Origin of the sequence: Sphingobium sp. KCTC 72723, assembly GCF_014280435.1 — a bacterium.
GTDB lineage: Bacteria > Pseudomonadota > Alphaproteobacteria > Sphingomonadales > Sphingomonadaceae > Sphingobium.
This window is the reverse complement of sequence record NZ_CP060388.1, coordinates 1,890,393-1,907,171: the sequence shown is the minus strand read 5'-3', so window position 1 is coordinate 1,907,171 and position 16,779 is coordinate 1,890,393. Positions and strand designations below refer to the sequence as shown.

Annotated in this window: 19 protein-coding genes and 1 tRNA gene; 8 read left to right on the top strand and 12 right to left on the bottom strand. The window is 64.1% G+C overall.

Annotated features, from left to right (window positions below; all coding sequences use genetic code 11):
• Nucleotides 1-38 precede the first annotated feature (38 nt).
• Nucleotides 39-680: a DUF2490 domain-containing protein gene (locus SPBM01_RS09465; protein ID WP_188065255.1), complete on the bottom strand. Its 642-nt coding sequence runs from the start codon at nt 678-680 to the stop codon at nt 39-41.
• Between the two features lie 140 nt (nt 681-820).
• Between SPBM01_RS09465 and fsa the strand changes: the two genes are divergently transcribed.
• Nucleotides 821-1,474 carry a fructose-6-phosphate aldolase gene (fsa, locus tag SPBM01_RS09460; protein WP_188065254.1) on the top strand — a complete coding sequence of 218 codons (654 nt, stop codon included), beginning with the start codon at nt 821-823 and terminating at the stop codon, nt 1,472-1,474.
• A 58-nt stretch (nt 1,475-1,532) separates the two neighbouring features.
• Here fsa and SPBM01_RS09455 read toward each other — a convergent pair.
• Nucleotides 1,533-1,609 (bottom strand) — tRNA-Arg (locus SPBM01_RS09455).
• Between the two features lie 69 nt (nt 1,610-1,678).
• On the opposite strand from SPBM01_RS09455, the gene SPBM01_RS09450 reads away from it, so the two are divergent.
• Nucleotides 1,679-2,398, top strand: coding sequence for a queuosine precursor transporter (locus tag SPBM01_RS09450; protein ID WP_188065253.1), 720 nt, complete (start codon nt 1,679-1,681; stop codon nt 2,396-2,398).
• A gap of 75 nt (nt 2,399-2,473) precedes the next feature.
• A complete protein-coding gene (locus SPBM01_RS09445; protein ID WP_188065252.1) occupies nt 2,474-3,412 on the top strand; it encodes a GGDEF domain-containing protein in 939 nt (312 codons plus the stop codon).
• Between the two features lie 402 nt (nt 3,413-3,814).
• Here SPBM01_RS09445 and truA read toward each other — a convergent pair whose 3' ends face one another.
• Together truA and fmt are read right to left on the bottom strand one after the other, a co-directional pair.
• Entirely contained in the window at nt 3,815-4,573 is a 759-nt protein-coding gene (gene truA, locus SPBM01_RS09435; protein WP_188065250.1) for a tRNA pseudouridine(38-40) synthase TruA, read from the bottom strand.
• A gap of 24 nt (nt 4,574-4,597) precedes the next feature.
• Nucleotides 4,598-5,506, bottom strand: a complete 909-nt coding sequence (gene fmt / locus SPBM01_RS09430) for a methionyl-tRNA formyltransferase (protein ID WP_188065249.1) — start codon at nt 5,504-5,506, stop codon at nt 4,598-4,600.
• 52 nt (nt 5,507-5,558) lie between these two features.
• Between fmt and recR the strand changes: the two genes are divergently transcribed.
• Entirely contained in the window at nt 5,559-6,155 is a 597-nt protein-coding gene (recR, locus tag SPBM01_RS09425) for a recombination mediator RecR (RefSeq protein ID WP_188065248.1), read from the top strand.
• A gap of 47 nt (nt 6,156-6,202) precedes the next feature.
• On the top strand, nt 6,203-6,733 hold the full coding sequence (gene def / locus SPBM01_RS09420) for a peptide deformylase (protein WP_188065247.1): 531 nt from the start codon (nt 6,203-6,205) through the stop codon (nt 6,731-6,733).
• A gap of 58 nt (nt 6,734-6,791) precedes the next feature.
• Here the strand turns inward: def and SPBM01_RS09415 are convergent, their stop codons facing one another.
• From SPBM01_RS09415 to SPBM01_RS09380, 8 genes are all read right to left on the bottom strand, one after another.
• Nucleotides 6,792-7,208 (bottom strand): DUF2147 domain-containing protein, encoded by a 417-nt coding sequence (locus SPBM01_RS09415; protein WP_188065246.1) that lies wholly within the window; start codon nt 7,206-7,208, stop codon nt 6,792-6,794.
• Between the two features lie 130 nt (nt 7,209-7,338).
• Complete coding sequence (locus SPBM01_RS09410; protein ID WP_188065245.1) at nt 7,339-8,328, bottom strand: type II secretion system F family protein; 990 nt, start codon at nt 8,326-8,328, stop codon at nt 7,339-7,341.
• An 18-nt stretch (nt 8,329-8,346) separates the two neighbouring features.
• Nucleotides 8,347-9,345 (bottom strand): type II secretion system F family protein, encoded by a 999-nt coding sequence (locus SPBM01_RS09405; RefSeq protein WP_188065244.1) that lies wholly within the window; start codon nt 9,343-9,345, stop codon nt 8,347-8,349.
• A 45-nt stretch (nt 9,346-9,390) separates the two neighbouring features.
• Nucleotides 9,391-10,686 (bottom strand): pilus assembly protein CpaE, encoded by a 1,296-nt coding sequence (locus tag SPBM01_RS09400; RefSeq protein ID WP_188065243.1) that lies wholly within the window; start codon nt 10,684-10,686, stop codon nt 9,391-9,393.
• A 1-nt stretch (nt 10,687) separates the two neighbouring features.
• Entirely contained in the window at nt 10,688-11,344 is a 657-nt protein-coding gene (locus SPBM01_RS09395) for a CpaD family pilus assembly protein (protein ID WP_188065242.1), read from the bottom strand.
• Nucleotides 11,345-11,360: 16 nt separating this feature from the next.
• A complete protein-coding gene (locus SPBM01_RS09390; protein ID WP_410483053.1) occupies nt 11,361-12,851 on the bottom strand; it encodes a type II and III secretion system protein family protein in 1,491 nt (496 codons plus the stop codon).
• A gap of 10 nt (nt 12,852-12,861) precedes the next feature.
• A complete protein-coding gene (cpaB, locus tag SPBM01_RS09385; protein ID WP_188065240.1) occupies nt 12,862-13,878 on the bottom strand; it encodes a Flp pilus assembly protein CpaB in 1,017 nt (338 codons plus the stop codon).
• Nucleotides 13,879-13,942: 64 nt separating this feature from the next.
• Nucleotides 13,943-14,416 carry a prepilin peptidase gene (locus SPBM01_RS09380; protein WP_188065239.1) on the bottom strand — a complete coding sequence of 158 codons (474 nt, stop codon included), beginning with the start codon at nt 14,414-14,416 and terminating at the stop codon, nt 13,943-13,945.
• A 50-nt stretch (nt 14,417-14,466) separates the two neighbouring features.
• Here SPBM01_RS09380 and SPBM01_RS09375 point away from each other — a divergent pair, with 50 nt between their 5' ends.
• From SPBM01_RS09375 to SPBM01_RS09365, 3 genes are read left to right on the top strand one after another with little or no spacing between them, the layout of a single operon-like run.
• Nucleotides 14,467-15,432 carry an alpha/beta fold hydrolase gene (locus SPBM01_RS09375; RefSeq protein WP_188065238.1) on the top strand — a complete coding sequence of 322 codons (966 nt, stop codon included), beginning with the start codon at nt 14,467-14,469 and terminating at the stop codon, nt 15,430-15,432.
• Complete coding sequence (locus SPBM01_RS09370) at nt 15,429-16,532, top strand: NAD(P)/FAD-dependent oxidoreductase (RefSeq protein WP_188065237.1); 1,104 nt, start codon at nt 15,429-15,431, stop codon at nt 16,530-16,532. Before SPBM01_RS09375 ends, SPBM01_RS09370 begins: the two co-directional genes overlap by 4 nt.
• A gap of 25 nt (nt 16,533-16,557) precedes the next feature.
• Nucleotides 16,558-16,734, top strand: a complete 177-nt coding sequence (locus SPBM01_RS09365; protein WP_188065236.1) for a YegP family protein — start codon at nt 16,558-16,560, stop codon at nt 16,732-16,734.
• The last annotated feature ends 45 nt before the right edge of the window (nt 16,735-16,779 follow it).

Below are 16,779 nucleotides of genomic sequence, written 5' to 3'. Positions count from 1 at the left end.
TCCTTAGCGGCTCCGGGCGATGGCGCAAACGCCGCCTGCTACATTCGCCAGCTTAACGTCAGCCAAGGGATATGCGCGACGACATCGGCGCGGGCTTCGCGGAACGTCTGTTGCCGCATATAGAGCAACTGCGCGTCCACACCCTTGCCGATCGGGTGACGCAAGCCGATCTGGTGGCGCATCACGGCAAGGCCGGTCTTGTCGCTCGCGCGGGCGCGGTTGAGGTGGAACATGATTTCGCTCGCTGCGATCAGCGTCCATTGTTTTGCGCTGTCGATCGGCACGGCGGCCTGCACCCGCTGGCGCAGGCGCCAACTGGCGGTGTCGGCATTGTCGAAGAAACGCTGTTCCAGCCGTGTGCGGGCGCTCCAGATGCCCTTCGTGAACGTCGCCTGTTGAAACAGGCGCATTTCCTGATCGCTTTCGCTTTTGAGCCAGGCGAGGCCGCCGCCCAGTTGCACGCCCGGCGCGATGGCGTGGTCGATCGCCCCCCGGACGAGAAACTGTTCGCCGCCGCTGGCCGCGTCGGCGCGGGCGCGCTGGCTGGAATCGAGCGTGACGATGGTGGCGGGGTCCGCGCGGATCGTGACGCTTTCGCTGAGCCATGCCTGCGTTTCGCTGGTCGCGGCGTTGGCGGGGGCGGCAAGAACGATGAGGGGCAGGGTGAGGCGGCGGAGCATGGCTGGTCCTTTGGAAAGGTGCCGGTGCCTTAGGACTGTTGCTGGCGCGTTGCCAAGGCTGTTGCGCGATCGGGCGATGGCCAATCGGGCGGTCAGTGGTTAAAGGAAGCCGATTCCCTGTCCCTTTGGAGCCTGCACCCATGAAATTCTTCGTCGACACCGCCGACACCGCCGAAATCCGCGATCTGGCCGCTACCGGCCTGCTGGACGGTGTCACCACCAACCCGTCGCTGATCCACAAGTCGGGGCGCAAGTTTCTGGAAGTGGTCGCGGAAATCTGCGGACTGGTCGATGGGCCGGTGTCCGCCGAAGTCGTCGCGCTCGACCATGAGACGATGATGAAGGAAGCCGAAGTCCTGCGCAAGATCGCCGACAATGTGTGCATCAAGGTGCCGTTGACGATCGACGGCCTGAAGACCTGCAAGGCGCTGACCGACGATGGCACGCAGGTGAATGTGACCTTGTGCTTTTCCGCCAATCAGGCGTTGTTGGCGGCCAAGGCGGGCGCAAGTTTCATTTCGCCCTTCGTGGGCCGTCATGACGATAATGGCTTTGACGGCATGGCGTTGATTCAGGACATTCGCCTGATTTACGACAATTATGGTTTCGACACCGAAATCCTGGTCGCGTCGGTGCGCCACCCCATCCATGTGCTGGAAAGCGCGCGGATCGGCGCGGACGTGATGACTGCGCCGCCCACCGTCATCAAGGCGCTGTTCAACCATGTGCTGACCGACAAGGGCATCGAGGGTTTCATGGCCGATTGGGCCAAGACCGGCCAGACCATTCTGTAAGTCGATACGCCAGCCGGGGCGCGGTGCGTCCCGGCCCATGTCTGTTTGGGTAAGGTGATGGTGACCCCGGCGTGACTCGAACACGCAACATCCCGCTTAGAAGGCGGGTGCTCTATCCAGTTGAGCTACGGGGCCATGTGTGCGGTCCCGATAGCGTCGGTTTGGGCGGCTTGCAATGATGCGGCCATCGTCTATGCCAAAGACATGAACGACGGGGCAGTGCAAAGGGTCGAAGCGGGGGCGCTGGGCGCGCGGCCGCTGCGCTATTATGATTTTTTCATGGCGGCGTTCGTCACCATATTGCTGTTGTCGAACCTGATCGGTGCGGCCAAACTGTCCACGGTCGGCGGCTTCACATTCGGCGCGGGCATCCTGTTTTTTCCGCTGGGCTATGTGATCGGCGACGTGCTGACCGAAGTCTATGGCTATGCCCGCGCGCGGCGGTGCGTATGGGCGGGCTTTGGCGCGATGCTGTTCATGGCGGTGATGAGTTGGGTCGTGGTCGCGCTGCCCGCTGCCGACGGCTGGTCGGGGCAAGACGCCTATGAAGCGGTGTTCGGAAGCACATGGCGGATCGTGTTTGCGTCGCTGCTTGCATTCTGGGCCGGGGAATTTGCCAACAGCTTCGTGCTGGCGCGCATGAAAGTGCTGACGCAGGGGCGGCATTTGTGGATGCGCACGATCGGGTCGACCATCGTGGGGCAGGGGGTGGACAGCCTGATCTTTTACCCGCTGGCATTTTATGGGGCATGGAGCGACGCGCAGGTGCTGACGGTGATGGTCACCAACTGGGCGATGAAGGTCGGCTGGGAAGTGGTGCTGACGCCGGTAACCTATATGGTGGTCAACGGGTTGAAGCGGGCCGAAGGGCTGGACGTGTTCGACGCGGGCACCAATTTCACCCCGTTTCGGGCGCGGCTCTGAATATTTTACAGATATATTGCGTTGCGGCATCGCGACATAAAGCCTCTGTTTACTCCCTGCGCGCCATGAGGGGGAATGAGCAGGCAGTCGCATCGGCAATTCCTAGAATCGGAAAGCCGCAAACCTTTACCGTCCAATGATCTGACCGCTGAACTCGCGCTCGCGCAGCGCCGGTTCGAGGCAACGTTTCTGCACGCGCCGGTGGGCATTGCCCATGTCGGGCTGGACGGCGCGTTCCTGATGGTCAACCCGCGCTTTTGCGAAATCAGCGGCCATGATGCCGCGACTTTGCTGCGCACCGGGTTTCAGCAGATCACGCATCCCGACGACCTGCATATCGACGAAGACCTGCTGGCGCGGCTGCATGATGGCGAGTTTCCGCGCTATACGCTGGAGAAACGCTATATTCGCGCCGATGGCACGATCATCTGGATCAACCTGACGGTGGCGATGGTGCGGGATGACGATGGGCAGCCGGAATTTTTCGTCGCGGTGATCGAGGATCTGTCGGAACTGCGCCGCGCGAGTTTCGAGGCGGTGCATGATCCGCTGACCGGGCTGCTCAATCGCCGGGGGCTGGCGGCACGGGCGAACGACATATTGGCCGATGCGCGCGGGGGCGAGCAGGGGGTGAGCCTGCTGTTCCTCGACCTTGACGGGTTCAAGCAGTTGAACGACCGGCACGGCCATGCGGCGGGCGACGCCTGTCTGGTCGATGTCGCGCAATTGCTGAGCGCGCATGGCACCACGCGCGACGCGGTGGCGCGGGTGGGCGGCGATGAATTCGTGATGTTGCTGGCCGGGCGGGACGGCGTTGGGGCAGAGGCACTGGCGCAGGATGTGCGTGTGGCGCTGGCGGCGCAGGGTGTCGGGGTCAGTGGCAGTTTCGGGCTGGTCCATGTGACGGCGCCCGATGCGGTGGATCTGGAACGGATGATCGCCTGCGCGGACGCGGCGATGCTGACGGCCAAACATGGGGGCAAGAACCAGTTGCGGGTTGGGGTGTTCGGTTAGGGTGTGGGGCGGGTTGCGGCACAAATCATAGAATGGCGGGCCGTGATTGTGCTATATTCTTTGCCGTTGCAGGAGTTTGCAGAATGGCAAAACGATCATCGAAGGCATGGTTTGCACCCAAGCGGTATGGTTACGGTTCTGGGCTACCCATATCATGGGAGGGTTGGGCTTTTCTTGCGGGATTTTTTCTCATCATTGCCGTGGCTGCAAATCTCCCCGGATGGGGAAAGTTGGTCGTTGATGGTCCAGCGGTGATTGCCCTTATCATTATTTGCGCTTTGAAAACCGAGGGCGGCTGGCGATGGCGCTGGGGCGGCAAATCATAGCGGGCATCCAAGCGTTGGCCGCTTCTGCGGCGATCGGCGACAGGTGCTGGTGCCAATTTAGCTATAGGTTTGCGCCCTATTTTTCATACCCATCACCCGGATAATCGGCGCGCAGGAAATAGAGGCCGTCGGACGGGGCGTTGAGGCCGAGGGCGGCGCGGTTGCGGGCTTCCAGTGCCGCGCGCAGGTCGTCGGCGGTCCAGCGGCCCATGCCGACCATGGCGAGGCAGCCGACCATCGAGCGGACCTGATGGTGGAGGAAGGAGCGAGCGGCGGCGTGGATGGCGATGCGGTCGCCTGCCCTTTCCACGTTAAGAAGGTCGAGCGTTTTGACCGGGCTTTGCGACTGGCAATGGGCGGAGCGGAAGGTGGTGAAGTCGTGCAGGCCCACCAATAGCTGCGCGGCGTCGTGCATCGCGTCGGCGTCCAGCGGCTGAATGACCTGCCATGTCAGCCCTTTTTCGAACGTCAGCGGCGCGCGGCGGTTGGCGATGCGATAGACATAGGCGCGACCAAGACAGGAAAAGCGGGCGTGCCAGTCGTCGGCGACGGGATCGCACGCCAGGATTGCGACCGGGTGCGGGCGCAGCCTTGCGTTGATGGCTCCCATCAGGCGGAAGGGGGCCAAGTCCTTGGCAATGTCGGCATGGGCGCGCATGGCGAGGCCATGGACGCCAGCGTCGGTGCGGCCTGCGGCATGAACGATGGTGCGTTCGCCAGTGACGGCGTGGATCGCGTCCTCGATCGCCTGCTGCACGCTGGGACCATGGGACTGGCGTTGCCAGCCCATATAGGGGCGGCCGTCAAATTCGACGGTCAGGGCGTAGCGGGTCATCGGGCGACAGGCCGACCGGCGCGTTCAGTCATCCACATGGCTTCCGGCGGGCATGGCAAAACCGTTGAGCAATTCGCCCGGCGTCATTGCGCCCTTGCCCGCGCGCTGGATAAGCGTGGGGCGGATCGCGTCATGGCCGCAGCCGATCAGCAGGCTGTCGTCCAGCAGCATACCTGCTTCCCCGCCATGATGTTCGATATGGGCGGACAGGATGCGGAAGCGTTCGCTGCCATAGACGAAGAAAGCACCGGGCGCGGGATTGAAGGCGCGGACCTGCCGTTCGACCTGTTGCGCGCTATGGGTGAAGTCGATCCGCGCTTCGGGCTTGTCGATCTTGGCCGCGTAGGTGACGCCTTCGTCCGGCTGGGCCATCGGTGGATGCAGGGCGATGTCGTCCAGCACCTCGACCATCAGGTCCGCACCCGCCTGCGCCAGTTCGGCGGTCAGGGTGCCGGCGGTCTTGTCCTCGATCGGGGTGACATATTTGGCGCGCATCGGGCCAGTGTCGAGGCCTGCCTCCATGTCCATGATGGTGACGCCGGTAACATTGTCGCCCGCGAGGATCGCTCGCTGGATCGGCGCGGCCCCGCGCCAGCGCGGCAGCAGCGAGGCGTGGATGTTCATGCAGCCATGGCGCGGCATGGCGAGGATCGCGCGCGGCAGAATAAGACCATAAGCGGCGACCACTGCGATATCGGCGTCGAGCGCGGCGAAGGCGGCCTGCACGTCGGCGTCTTTCAGCGATACGGGCGTGCGGACCTCTATTCCCATGTCCTGCGCGCGCTGATGGACCGGGGAGGGGCGCAGCGCCTTGCCGCGTCCGGCTGGGCGGGGCGGCTGGCTGTAGACCGCGACGATGGCGTGGCCCGCCTTTGCCAGCGCATCGAGCGCGGGGACGGCGAAATCAGGGGTGCCCATGTAGATAATACGCATAGCTTGCTCAAACCTCTTGTCGGGACGACTTGCAACCCCCTATCTCGGTTCCATGGCATCCCCAGAGATAGAAGCGCTGACGCAGGCGCTGTCCCGGCTCCCCGGTCTTGGGCCGCGTTCGGCGCGGCGGGCGGTGTTGCACCTCATCAAGAAACGCGACGGCGCGATGGCTCCGTTGCTGCGCGCGCTGGAGGCGGTGAACGAACGGCTGGTGACGTGCGATACATGCGGCAATGTCGATACGGTCAACCCGTGCGGCGTGTGTGCGGACCCGCGCCGCGACGGGCGGGCGCTGTGCGTGGTGGAGGATGTGGCGGACTTGTGGGCGCTGGACAAGTCGCGGCTGTTCCCCGGCCGTTTCCATGTGCTGGGCGGGCGATTGTCCGCGCTGGAAGGGATAAGGCCGGAGGATCTGACCATCGACGCGCTGGTCGCCCGGCTGGAACTGGGCGGGATCGACGAAGTGGTGCTGGCGATGAATGCCACGCTGGAGGGGCAGACGACGGCTCATTATCTGGCCGAGCGGCTGGAGCGTTTTCCCATCCGCCTGACCCAACTGGCCCATGGCGTGCCGGTGGGCGGGGAACTGGACTATCTGGACGAAGGCACGCTGGCGCAGGCATTGCGCGCGCGGCGGCCAGTGGGGTGAAGCCGATAGCTTGAAATGGGGCGGCATTCCGTCTATTTTAGGATGATATGGCTATTCTTCCTATCCTTGAGGCGCCCGATCCGCGCCTGCGCACCATTTCGACGCCGGTCGAGGCGATCGACGCGGACCTGCAACGCCTGATCGACGATATGTTCGAGACGATGTATGACGCGCCGGGCATCGGCCTGGCCGCGATTCAGGTCGGCGTTCCCAAGCGTGTGCTGGTGATGGATCTTCAGGAACCGGAGACGGACGAGGAAGATGCGCCGCCAGTCAGGAAGCCGATGGTGTTCATCAACCCGGAAATCCTGTCCGGGTCGCAGGACATGGCAGTCTATAATGAAGGGTGCCTGTCTGTGCCGGAGCAATATGCCGAGGTGGAGCGCCCGGCGTCGGTCCGTGCCAGCTGGATGGACCGTGATGGCCGCATCCATGAGGAGCAGATTGACGGGCTGCTGGCCACTTGCCTTCAGCATGAAATGGATCATCTGGAAGGGGTTTTGTTCATCGACCATCTGTCGCGGCTGAAACGCGACATGTTGATGAAGAAGCTGAACAAGGCGCGCAAGGCGGCCTGATCTTTCGGGTTTCGGGATAGGGCAACGCCCCGGTCGCAAGGCCGGGGCGTTGTGCGTTTTAGCGCAGGGGCGTCCAGGTCTGGGTCTTGCAGAAGAAGGCGATGCAGCCCTGCACCTTGAGCGTGCCATTGGCGTTGCGGCTGACTTTGGACGTGTAGCTCTTGCCGCTTTCCGGGTCGTAGATCGTCCCCTTCCACAAGTCGCCCGCTTCGGAAAAGCCGGTCAGCAGGCCGAGGCCGACCAGCGGGCGGTCGCGCAGTGCGGGGTCGGCATTGTTGATGTCGGTATGGGGACGGCCCGGCGTTGGCTTTACGATCCGTTCGATCTTGCCACACAATTGTTTGCCGCAGGGGGCGATGTGGACGATCGCCTTGCCATCCACAGTGGACCAGCGACCGGTGACCGGCTGGGCCGCCAGCGCGGGAAGGGCGGTGGTGGCGGCAAATATAGCCAAAGCGAGGGCAGCGCGTTTCATGCGATCCATTCTCCTGTTCTTTGGCCGGAGGATAAGCAGGAAAAAAGCCGCCCGCCACCGCCTTTTTCCGGCGGGGCGGGCGGCTTTCCGGGCGACGCTACGGCAAGCGCGTCGTCCCTCTCTCCAACCTTTAGAAAGCGGTGCTGATCGAACAGGCGGCCGGACCCAGAATGACGACGAACAGGGTCGGCAGAATGAACAGGATCAACGGCACGGTCATGATGGCGGGCAGGCGGGCGGCCTTTTCTTCCGCGCGCATCATGCGTTCGTGGCGAAATTCGGCCGATAGCACGCGCAGCGCGGAGGCGAGCGGCGTGCCGTATTTTTCGGTCTGGATCATGGTCGTGACCACGCCCTTGACCGCGTCCAGCTTGACGCGGGTGGCCAGGTTTTCGAATGCCATGCGCCGTTCGGTCAGAAAGCTGAGTTCGATGGCGGTCAGCTGAAATTCGTCACCCAGTTCGGGGTAAGCCTTGCCCAGTTCGCGGGCGCAGCGGTTGAAGGCCGCGTCGACGGTCAGGCCCGCTTCGGCGCAGATGACCAGAAGGTCGAGTGCGTCGGGCAGCCCCTTGCGAATGGCGGCGGCGCGTTTCTGCACCTTGTTGTCGATGAAGATGTCGGGCGCCTTATAGGCCAGCAGCAGCGCGACAGCGAAGGCGAAAAAGCGCTTGAGCGGACCCCATTCGGGCTGGATGCCCACGCCGTACAGCAGGATCGCCGCCGCGCCGCCAATGACGATCGGCATGATCATGCGACCGAAGATGACGGCGACGGCCATGTCCTTCGACCGGATGCCCGCCTGTGCCAGGCGGATCTGCGCGTCCTTGAGCTGGTCGTCCTGCAACACTTTCAGGCTGGAGAGGAAGGACCGCATATGGTCCGTCGTCTGGTTGCGCTGGACCAGTTTGGCGCGGCGCTTGGCGGTCGATGCGGTGATGCCCGCCTTCAACTGTTCACGCCGGTCGTTCAGCGCCTTGACGCGCTTGGCCATGGGGTCGCGCACCGTCATGACGGCGTAGAGCGCGAACAGCATGGCCAGCGTCGCCAGCGCGGCCAGCAGCGTGCCGAAATCGGTTGCGGTCATGCCGAACAAGGTGCCGGCGGGGGTAGGGGCGTCCATTTTTTCTCTCCCTGCCGATCAGATTTCGAAATTGACCATCTGGGCCATGATGAAGGCACCGATGCCCATCCAGCAAAAGCCCCCAATGCCAATGACCTGCATCAGCGACAGTCCGAAAATCCCCGCCGGATCAGGCGTGTAGAAGGGACTCATATAAGTGAAGTTGATGTAGCTGATCATGCCGAACACGAGGAAGGGCAGCGCGCCGATGATATAGGCCGATGCCTTGGATTCCGAGGACATGGCGCGGATTTTCAGCTTCATCTGCGCACGCTGGCGCAGCACGGTGGCCAGGTTCGACAGGGTTTCGGCAAGGTTGCCGCCGGTTTCCCGCTGAATCGACAGGGTTATGACGAAAAACTGAAATTCCGGCGTGCCGAGGCGATCGGCCGTTTCCTGAAGCGCCTGCTCCATCGTCTTGCCGATCTTGATCCGTTCGGTGATGAGCTTGAATTCCTCGCCCACCGGGCCTGGAATTTCGCTCGACACGATGCCCAGCGTTTCGGCGATGGGCAGGCCGGAGCGCAGGCCGCGCGTCAGCAGTTCCAGCGCGTCGGGGAATTTGGCGTTGAACTTGCCGATCCGCTTCTTGATTAGGCGGCCGACCCACCAGTGGGGCAGGCCAAGTCCGGCGGCCAGGCCCATCATCAGCGCCATCAGAAAGGGAAAGCCGCGCAGCATCAGCAAGGAGGTAATCCCCAGGAACAGCATCGCGCTGCCCGTCATATACTGGCTGAGCGTCCACTTCTTCCCCGTCATCTTGATCCGTTTGGTCAGATTTTCGGGGTTGGGGATCAGCGACACCAGCATCTTGGCCTCGATGCCGGTGGCGCGATTGGAAATCGCCTTGCGCATCCGCGCTTCCAGCAGTGCTTCGGCCGATTCGCTGTGGCGGCCACGGATCATGGCGACGCGGCGCTTGCGCGCCTTTTCCGGCGAAGGACCGGCAAACGCCACCACGGCCAGCCCCAGCAGGGTCGCCATCAGCACCGTTATCAGGATGAAATTGCCGTCCATTTGTTGTCGCCTGTTCCTTGTCGCCTGCCTGCGTATCCGACGGTCCTAGTCGTCCAGTGCGGCCACCTTGTCCTTGCGCCGTGCCGGGATCATCTTGCGGAAGTCGATCTTGCCGAGGAGCGAATCGCCCTTTTTCGCAGCGGCCTTGCCCTCTGGCGCGTCTTCCGCCGCCGCTACCGCCGCGCCCAGCACATGGTCCAGCATCAGGGCGCAGGCCGCGCCGACCTTGCTGCCCTTGGCCGTTTCGGCGAGTGTCTTGCCCAGCTTTGCCGCCTGCGCCGCGATGCGCAGGTCGAACGGAATGAGGATGTCGACCTTGCGCTCGATCGAGGTTTCGAAATCCTTGCGGCTGATTTCCGGCGATCCGGGGTGGACGCGGTTGGCGACCACCAGCACGCGCGACTGCGGGGCATTGCTTTTGAGCCAGGACAGAAGGCGGATGGTGTCGCGTGCCGATGCCAGCGTCAATTCGGTGACGATCAGCGTGACATGCGCATCGGTCATCAGATGCGGATGCTGGATCAGCATGTTGCGCGGCAGGTCGATGACGCTGCATTCGAAGGCGAGGCGGAATTCTTCCAGCAACTGGTAGAAAGCGCCGCCATCGGTCATCATCGGCTGGCTGATCGGTGCTTCGGCCGACAGGATGGCCAGCGTATCGCTGGCGCGCACCATCGCGCGTTCGATGAACAGCCCGTCGATGCGGCTGGGATTTTCGATCGCGTCGGTCAGGCCACGGCCCGGTTCCAGATCCAGCGCCAGCGCGTTGGTGCCGAAATGCACGTCGAGGTCGAGCAGCGCGGTCGGGCGCTTCTTCTTTTCCGAAAGCATCCACGCCAGCGAGGTGGCGATGCTGGACGCGCCCACGCCGCCGCGCGTGCCGATGACGGCAACGGTCATGTGCGGGCGTTCTGGCGCTGCGTCGCGCGGGGCCATGAATACGGCCTGCGCCTGCGCCAGGGCGTCGCGCAACTGGTCCGCGCCAAAGGGTTTGAGCAGATAGTCCTGAATGCCGCTGGCAACGAGATCGCGATAGAGGCGCACGTCATTGACTTGCCCCGCCGCGATGACGACGGTGCCGGGTTCGCACACTTCGGCCAGGCTGTTGATGTCGTTGAGCGGATCACCGCTTTCGGACATGTCCACGAACAGGATCTGGGGCGACGCGGTGATCGACAGGCTCTGGACCGCATTGCGCATCCCGCCCTTGTTCACCTTTTCGGGCGCCCAGCCGAGTTCGGAAGCGACCGCGCGGACCAGGTCGAAGCTGTGGTCGTCGCAGACGAAGGCGTGGAACGGATCGCGCGGACCGCCTGCGCCGGGTTTCCAGGGTGCGTTCATATCATTGCCCTCCTGCGGCGCCGGCGGTGATCTGTTTCAGTTCACCAGCCCCGGTCGGCGTCTTTTCCCGATAGGTGGAAATGGCGCGGTTCGACGTGGCGGTGCGCAGCGCGCTATCATTGCCCTGACCGCGCACCAGATCTTCGGGATTGGCGACCATGGCGGCCAGATTGCTGTTGGCGGCGCATCCGAAATTGGAGGATGTGGCCAGGTTCATGTCGGTTTCCTGCGTGCTGCTCCAGTCGGGGCAGCCCGGCACGCTGGCCGTGGCACGGCGCACGATCAGGCGCACGGCCCCTTGCGGCGCAGCACCGGCAGCAGCCGATCCGTCGTCGCTGACCAGCAGGCCGTGGCGGGCCACGACATCGGCGATGCCTTCGCGGACCGCCGGGTTGTAATAGCCCGCGTCGGATACGATCGCGACCTGATCGCCATAGCCAAGGCCGATCGAGGCGAACCAGTCGTTGAGCCGACGGCCTTCATAGACGGACAGGGTACCGTCCGATCCGGTCTGCACGTCGAACGTGTAGGCAGCGTAGCTGACGACGGGCTGATGCACCGAATCGACGCTGCGGTTGGGCTTGTCGGTGACGCAGCCGCCGAGCGGGAGGGCGAGGATGGCCAGCGGGGCCAGTATTTTGCGGGACAGATAGGTCATGTGGTCGGTCCTTCCGTCAGAAGCTGAAGCCGGGAGCGGCGGCACCCGATTTGGCCGAACGCTTCGCCCCGTCGCGGTTGGCGACGGCGGGCAGGGCGCCGGACGCCTGCGGGCCGGGCGTCACGGGCATGGGCGATCCGGGTGCGCGGGTCGGCTTTGCGCCTTGCGCGCCGCTGATCCCGTCGCTGCCCTGTTGCAGGAACAGCCCCTGGCCGACATTGGCGTTACGATAGCCGTCGGTCGGCAGGCGCACGTCCGATGCGTTCACCGGCTTTACCAGATAGGGGGTGATGACGATGACCAGTTCGGTTTCGTTGCGCTGAAACTGGCGCGATTTGAACAGGCTGCCCAAAATCGGCAGGTTGCCGATGCCCGGCACCTTGTTGATGCCATTGCTGGTTTCATTGTTCAGCAGACCCGCGATCATGAAGGCCTGACCCGAACCCAGTTCCACCGTGGTTTCGGCAGTGCGGCTCTTGAGCGCGGGGATGCTGGAATTGACCGAGAAGTCGAGGCTGGACACGGTCGGGCGGACGCGCAGCGAAATGCGGCCATCGGCCAGCACGGTGGGCGTGAAGGCCAGTTGCACGCCATATTGCTTGAATTCGATGCTGTTACCCTGCGTGCCGTTGCTGACCGTGTAGGGATATTCGCCGCCTGCCAGGAAGCTGGCGGTTTCGCCCGACAAGGCGGTCAGGTTGGGCTGTGCCAATGTGGTGGCAAGGCCGCTTGATTCGGCCAGGTCCAGTGCGCCGGCGACGTCCATGCCCAGCAGACGTGCTACGCCACCCAAGCTATATCCACCGTCAGTAGGGTTGTTGAAGGTCCAGTAGCCGGGTTCGGCATCGGTGCCGCGTGTATAGTCGGCAAAATTCCGGGTGCCGCCGCCGACATTGCCGCCAAAACGAGGGCCATCGACGCTGGCGAAATTCGTGCCGATCTTGTGGCCGATGTCCTTGGTGACTTCGGAAATCTTGACTTGCAGCATGACCTGCAAGGGGGTTGCCGTGCGCAGGCGGCTGACCACAGTCGTTTCCTTGCCGACGAAAGCCTGCGTCAGCCGTTCGGCTTCGGCAGCGTCTTCGGGTGCGGGGATCGTGCCGGTCAGCAGGACCATGCCGTTCATCTTGTTCACCGCGATGTTCGCGCCGGGCATGGCGAGGCGCAGCATGTCGTCGATGCTGGTCAGGTTGTTGCCGACGCGCACATTGCCGGAAAACAGCACCTTGCCATCGGGGGCGGTCGCGAAAACGGTGCTTTCGCCGCCTTTCTTGGCGATCAGGTAAAGCTGGTTCTGCGAACGGACGTGGACGTCCACCACATCGGGGTTGCCGATCACCACGTCGGACATCTTGCCCGACAGGTTGATGACCCGGCTGCCGCCGACCGACATCAGGATCGCATTGTCCTGCTGGCTGGAGGGAGCCGCGTTGAGCGCGGTGCCGGGGACCATGGCAGTGGCGAGGGCCAGGCCGATGGCGATTGCAGGTCCGGCGACCTTGTGCATCCTGTTCATCTTACTTCCCCCCGACCGGAACTTCGGTCACGTTGGTGCCGCGTGCGACGCGGATCACCGGGCCTTTGAAAGCGACCGGCGCTGTGATCTGCGCGCCGGTGGCGGCCATCATCGGTGCGCTCTGTGCGTCTGCCTTGGCGGGGACGGAGCTGCGCTGGTAGCGCGAGACGTCGGCGCCGGTGGAGTAGGTGGAGCCGCGATCGACAGGGCGCGAGGCGAGCTTGGCGATGATCGCCTTTTCCGCGTTCGGGCTGGCGCCATCGGGCAGGTCTACGTCGGTGCCGGCAATCGCCGCATCCAGTTCGGACGCAGTGTCGGCCAGCGACCGCAGCGACATGGACAGCGAGCCGATGGTCTGGGCGACTGCGATCTTTTCGGCGATCTTGGGCGTCACTTCGATCGTGACGTTGGAATAGGTGCGAATCTCCGGCTTGCCGTCCGCGCCCATCGCATCCATGCGCTGATCGGTGGCCAGCACGCGCAGGTTGCGCAGGATGGTTTCGGACACTTTGAGCGCTTCGCCTTCGCCGCCGCCTGCAACGCTTTGCGTCAGGACAAGGTCGATGCGGTCGCCGGGAAAGACGAAGCCTGCGACCGAACTCTGTGCCGAGACAGGGACGGTGACGGCCCGCATCCCCGCGCCAAGCGCCGCCGCCAGGAAGCCGCGATCGCCCGGCTTTACCAGGCCACCCTGCGTCAGTGGCTGGCCAGCCGAAATGGCGGTGCGCACGACGCTGCCCGCCAGTTTCAGGGGATCAGCCTGACCCTTGAGATAATAGGCCTGTTCGATCAGATCCTTGGGCCAGGGCTGGAAGCGGAAACTTTCCGCGTCGAGGATGGTGCCGACCGGCAACGCCTTGGTCGCGACCAGCACATGGGGCTGGTCAGCCTCCACTGGCATCGCCGCAGCGTTCACCTGCGGCGCGCCGGACGAACTCAACATGCTGCGCGCAAGCAAGGCTGTAGTGACCGCTATAATAAGCGCCCCCACCAGCAGCACGATCTTCTTAGCATCCATGACGAAATTCGCCTCCCTCAAGCGGCTACACTGGTTCCAGCATTGGCCTTAGTGCAGCTACTCATTACGCAAATTGGTTAAGATATCGTTCGCCAAGCAGCCACATGGCCGCGAGCGAGATGGCGATGCCATAGGGGATTTCGGGCTGACCCAGCCGTCGGCTCATCCGGTGATGGATGACAGTGACCAGCGTGACCACGCCGCCCAGCAGCGCCATCAGCACGATCAGCGACACCACCGCCTGCCACGGAAACCACAGCGCCAGCGCGCCAAGCAGCTTCACGTCGCCGCCGCCCATCATGCCAATGGCAAATAGCGCGGCGAACAGGACGAATACAGCAGCACCGACCAGCAATTGCACGGCCATGCCCGGCCACAGGTCCAGCCCGCAGGCGACCCACCACAGCGGCGCGAGCGCCGCGATGACAAGGTTCAATCGGTTGGAAATGATGCGCGAACGCAGGTCCGTGATCGCCGCAGCGATCAGCGATGCACCCAGGGCGCAAATCAGCGCCAACCTGAAATAATCCCCCAACATGGCATTGGACCCTAGACCCGATGGCTTACCAAATCGTAACCATGCCCCTGATGGATTCGCCCCTTTCCCCTGACTTTGCCTCCGATATGCCGATGCTGGATCGGCGCGCCTGGCCGATGGGCGGTCGGATGGACTATTGGACCGCGCCCGATGGCTGGCCGATTCGCCGCTACATGTTGGGGGATGGGACGCGCGGGCGGATGTTGCTGCTGGGCGGGCGCGGCGACATGATCGAAAAATATCTGGAGGTGATGCACCATTGGGCGGCGCGGGGATGGGCGGTCACGACGTTCGACTGGCGCGGGCAGGGCGGATCGGGGCGGCTGACCGATGACCCGATGACCGGCCATATCGGCGATTTTGCCGACTGGATCGCGGACCTGAACGCGCTGGCGGCGGAGTGGCGCGGGCAGGGAAGCGGACCGACGGCGATGCTGGGCCACAGCATGGGCGGGCATATGTTGCTGCGCGCGCTGGCCGAAGGAATGCCGCCGCCCGATGCCGCCGTGGCGGTTGCGCCGATGCTGGGCCTGCATAGCGCGCCGTTGCCGCGATGGCTGGCAGTGCTGGTGGCGCGCATGATGGTGCGGCTGGGCCGGGGCGCGCGGCAGGCATGGACGCAGAAGAAGGATTCGGAGCGGCAGCGGCGGATGCGGCAAAAGCGATTGACGCATGACCCGGACCGTTATGCCGACGAATTATGGTGGCGCGACCATAGCCGCGACATCGCGCTGGGTCCGCCAAGCTGGAACTGGGTGCGCCAAGCGCTCGATTCGACGCAGGCGTTGGGCGAGGCGGCGGTCGCGCGGATTGCGGTGCCGGTGCTGATATTGGCGACGCGCGCGGATCAACTGGTATCGACGCCCGCAATCCGGCGGATCGCCGCGCATATTCCCAATGCCCGGTTGCACGTCTATGGGCGCGAGGCAGCGCATGAAATATTGCGCGAGACGGACGGCGTGCGGCTGGACGCGCTGCGCCGGATCGACGCTTTTCTGGATGAGGTTGCCGGTTGAGTTACCCCGATATCGTCATTGTCGGCGGCGGCATCGCAGGGGCCAGCCTGGGTGCGGAGCTGGCCGCCCATGCGCGCGTCGTGATTTTGGAGATGGAGGATCGCGCGGGCTATCATGCCACCGGGCGGTCGGTCGCTTTCTGGGAGGAAAGCTATGGCGGGGCGATCGTCCAGCCGCTGACGAGCGCGTCGGGACCGTTGCTGAGCGCGCCGGACCCGGATTTCCACCATGGCAGTTTCCTGTCGCCGCGCCGCACGCTGCATATCGGGCGGGCGGGGGATGAGGGGCGGCGCGACGCGCTGCTGGCCGAATTTGCGGGCAAGGTGGATTTGCAGCCGGTCGATCCCGCGACGATCGTGCCGGGGTTGCGGTCGGGCTGGACCATCGGCGTGATGGAGGCGAGTTGCCAGGACATTGATGTAGCGGCGCTGCATCAGGCCTATTTGCGGCGCTTCCGTCGGCTTGGCGGGGAAGTGCGGACGGCGACGCGGCTGGACGCAGCGCGGGGCGAGGGCGGCGGCTGGCGCGTGGAGACGCGCGAGGGCGCCTTGTCGTGCGGGCTGCTGGTCAATGCGGCGGGGGCGTGGGCCGATGAAGTAGCGCGGGCGTGCGGGGTCGCGCCGATCGGGATCAGGCCGCTGCGGCGGACGGTGGCGCAGTTGCGGGTGCCGGGGCTGCCATCGCCCGACTTGCCGCTGATCATGGATCTGGCGGCGCAATTCTACTTCAAGCCGGAAGGGGCGGGGCGCATTTGGCTGACCCCGCATGACGAGGAACCGTCGCCACCCTGCGACAGTGCGCCGGAGGAGATGGCGGTGGCGGAGGCGATTGCGCGGTTCGAAAGCGTGGTCGACTGGCCGGTCGCGGCGGTCGAGCATAAATGGGCAGGGTTGCGCAGCTTTGCGCCCGATCGTGCGCCGGTCTATGGCTTTGATCGCGATGCGCCGGGCTTTTTCTGGTTTGCGGGGCAGGGTGGTTTTGGCATCCAGACCGCGCCTGCCGCTGCGTTGCTGGCCGCCGCGCTGATAGGGGGGGAAGCGATGCCGGAAAGCGTTGCGGGGATCGATACGGCTGCTTATTCTCCGACCCGGTTTCGATAGCGGAACGACTCTGGAAGGACCGAAAATGGCGCACAAGTTCGTGATCGAGAAGAACAAGGCGGGCGAGTTCGTCGCCAAGTTCAAATATAATAGCGAAGTGATTTTCTGGACCGAAGGCTATGCCAGCAAGGCAGGCGCGAAGAATGCGATCGAATCGGTGCTGAAGAACGGGCCGGGCGCGGAGATTGAAGAAGCGGAGTGAGGTGGCCCTCAACTGTCACCCCAGCGTAGGCTGGGGTGACAGGCG

What these genes read in the sequence shown, in the direction of transcription:
- SPBM01_RS09375 (WP_188065238.1), top strand. Translation starts at nt 14,467, where the DNA reads ATGGATTCGCCCCTTTCCCCTGACTTTGCCTCCGATATGCCGATGCTG.
- truA (WP_188065250.1), bottom strand. Translation starts at nt 4,573, where the DNA reads ATGACCCGCTACGCCCTGACCGTCGAATTTGACGGCCGCCCCTATATG.
- SPBM01_RS09405 (WP_188065244.1), bottom strand. Translation starts at nt 9,345, where the DNA reads ATGGACGGCAATTTCATCCTGATAACGGTGCTGATGGCGACCCTGCTG.
- def (WP_188065247.1), top strand. Translation starts at nt 6,203, where the DNA reads ATGGCTATTCTTCCTATCCTTGAGGCGCCCGATCCGCGCCTGCGCACC.
- SPBM01_RS09400 (WP_188065243.1), bottom strand. Translation starts at nt 10,686, where the DNA reads ATGAACGCACCCTGGAAACCCGGCGCAGGCGGTCCGCGCGATCCGTTC.
- fmt (WP_188065249.1), bottom strand. Translation starts at nt 5,506, where the DNA reads ATGCGTATTATCTACATGGGCACCCCTGATTTCGCCGTCCCCGCGCTC.
- SPBM01_RS09445 (WP_188065252.1), top strand. Translation starts at nt 2,474, where the DNA reads ATGAGCAGGCAGTCGCATCGGCAATTCCTAGAATCGGAAAGCCGCAAA.
- SPBM01_RS09365 (WP_188065236.1), top strand. Translation starts at nt 16,558, where the DNA reads ATGGCGCACAAGTTCGTGATCGAGAAGAACAAGGCGGGCGAGTTCGTC.
- SPBM01_RS09390 (WP_410483053.1), bottom strand. Translation starts at nt 12,851, where the DNA reads ATGCACAAGGTCGCCGGACCTGCAATCGCCATCGGCCTGGCCCTCGCC.
- cpaB (WP_188065240.1), bottom strand. Translation starts at nt 13,878, where the DNA reads ATGGATGCTAAGAAGATCGTGCTGCTGGTGGGGGCGCTTATTATAGCG.
- recR (WP_188065248.1), top strand. Translation starts at nt 5,559, where the DNA reads ATGGCATCCCCAGAGATAGAAGCGCTGACGCAGGCGCTGTCCCGGCTC.
- SPBM01_RS09465 (WP_188065255.1), bottom strand. Translation starts at nt 680, where the DNA reads ATGCTCCGCCGCCTCACCCTGCCCCTCATCGTTCTTGCCGCCCCCGCC.
- SPBM01_RS09380 (WP_188065239.1), bottom strand. Translation starts at nt 14,416, where the DNA reads ATGTTGGGGGATTATTTCAGGTTGGCGCTGATTTGCGCCCTGGGTGCA.
- fsa (WP_188065254.1), top strand. Translation starts at nt 821, where the DNA reads ATGAAATTCTTCGTCGACACCGCCGACACCGCCGAAATCCGCGATCTG.
- SPBM01_RS09410 (WP_188065245.1), bottom strand. Translation starts at nt 8,328, where the DNA reads ATGGACGCCCCTACCCCCGCCGGCACCTTGTTCGGCATGACCGCAACC.
- SPBM01_RS09415 (WP_188065246.1), bottom strand. Translation starts at nt 7,208, where the DNA reads ATGAAACGCGCTGCCCTCGCTTTGGCTATATTTGCCGCCACCACCGCC.
- SPBM01_RS09450 (WP_188065253.1), top strand. Translation starts at nt 1,679, where the DNA reads ATGAACGACGGGGCAGTGCAAAGGGTCGAAGCGGGGGCGCTGGGCGCG.
- SPBM01_RS09395 (WP_188065242.1), bottom strand. Translation starts at nt 11,344, where the DNA reads ATGACCTATCTGTCCCGCAAAATACTGGCCCCGCTGGCCATCCTCGCC.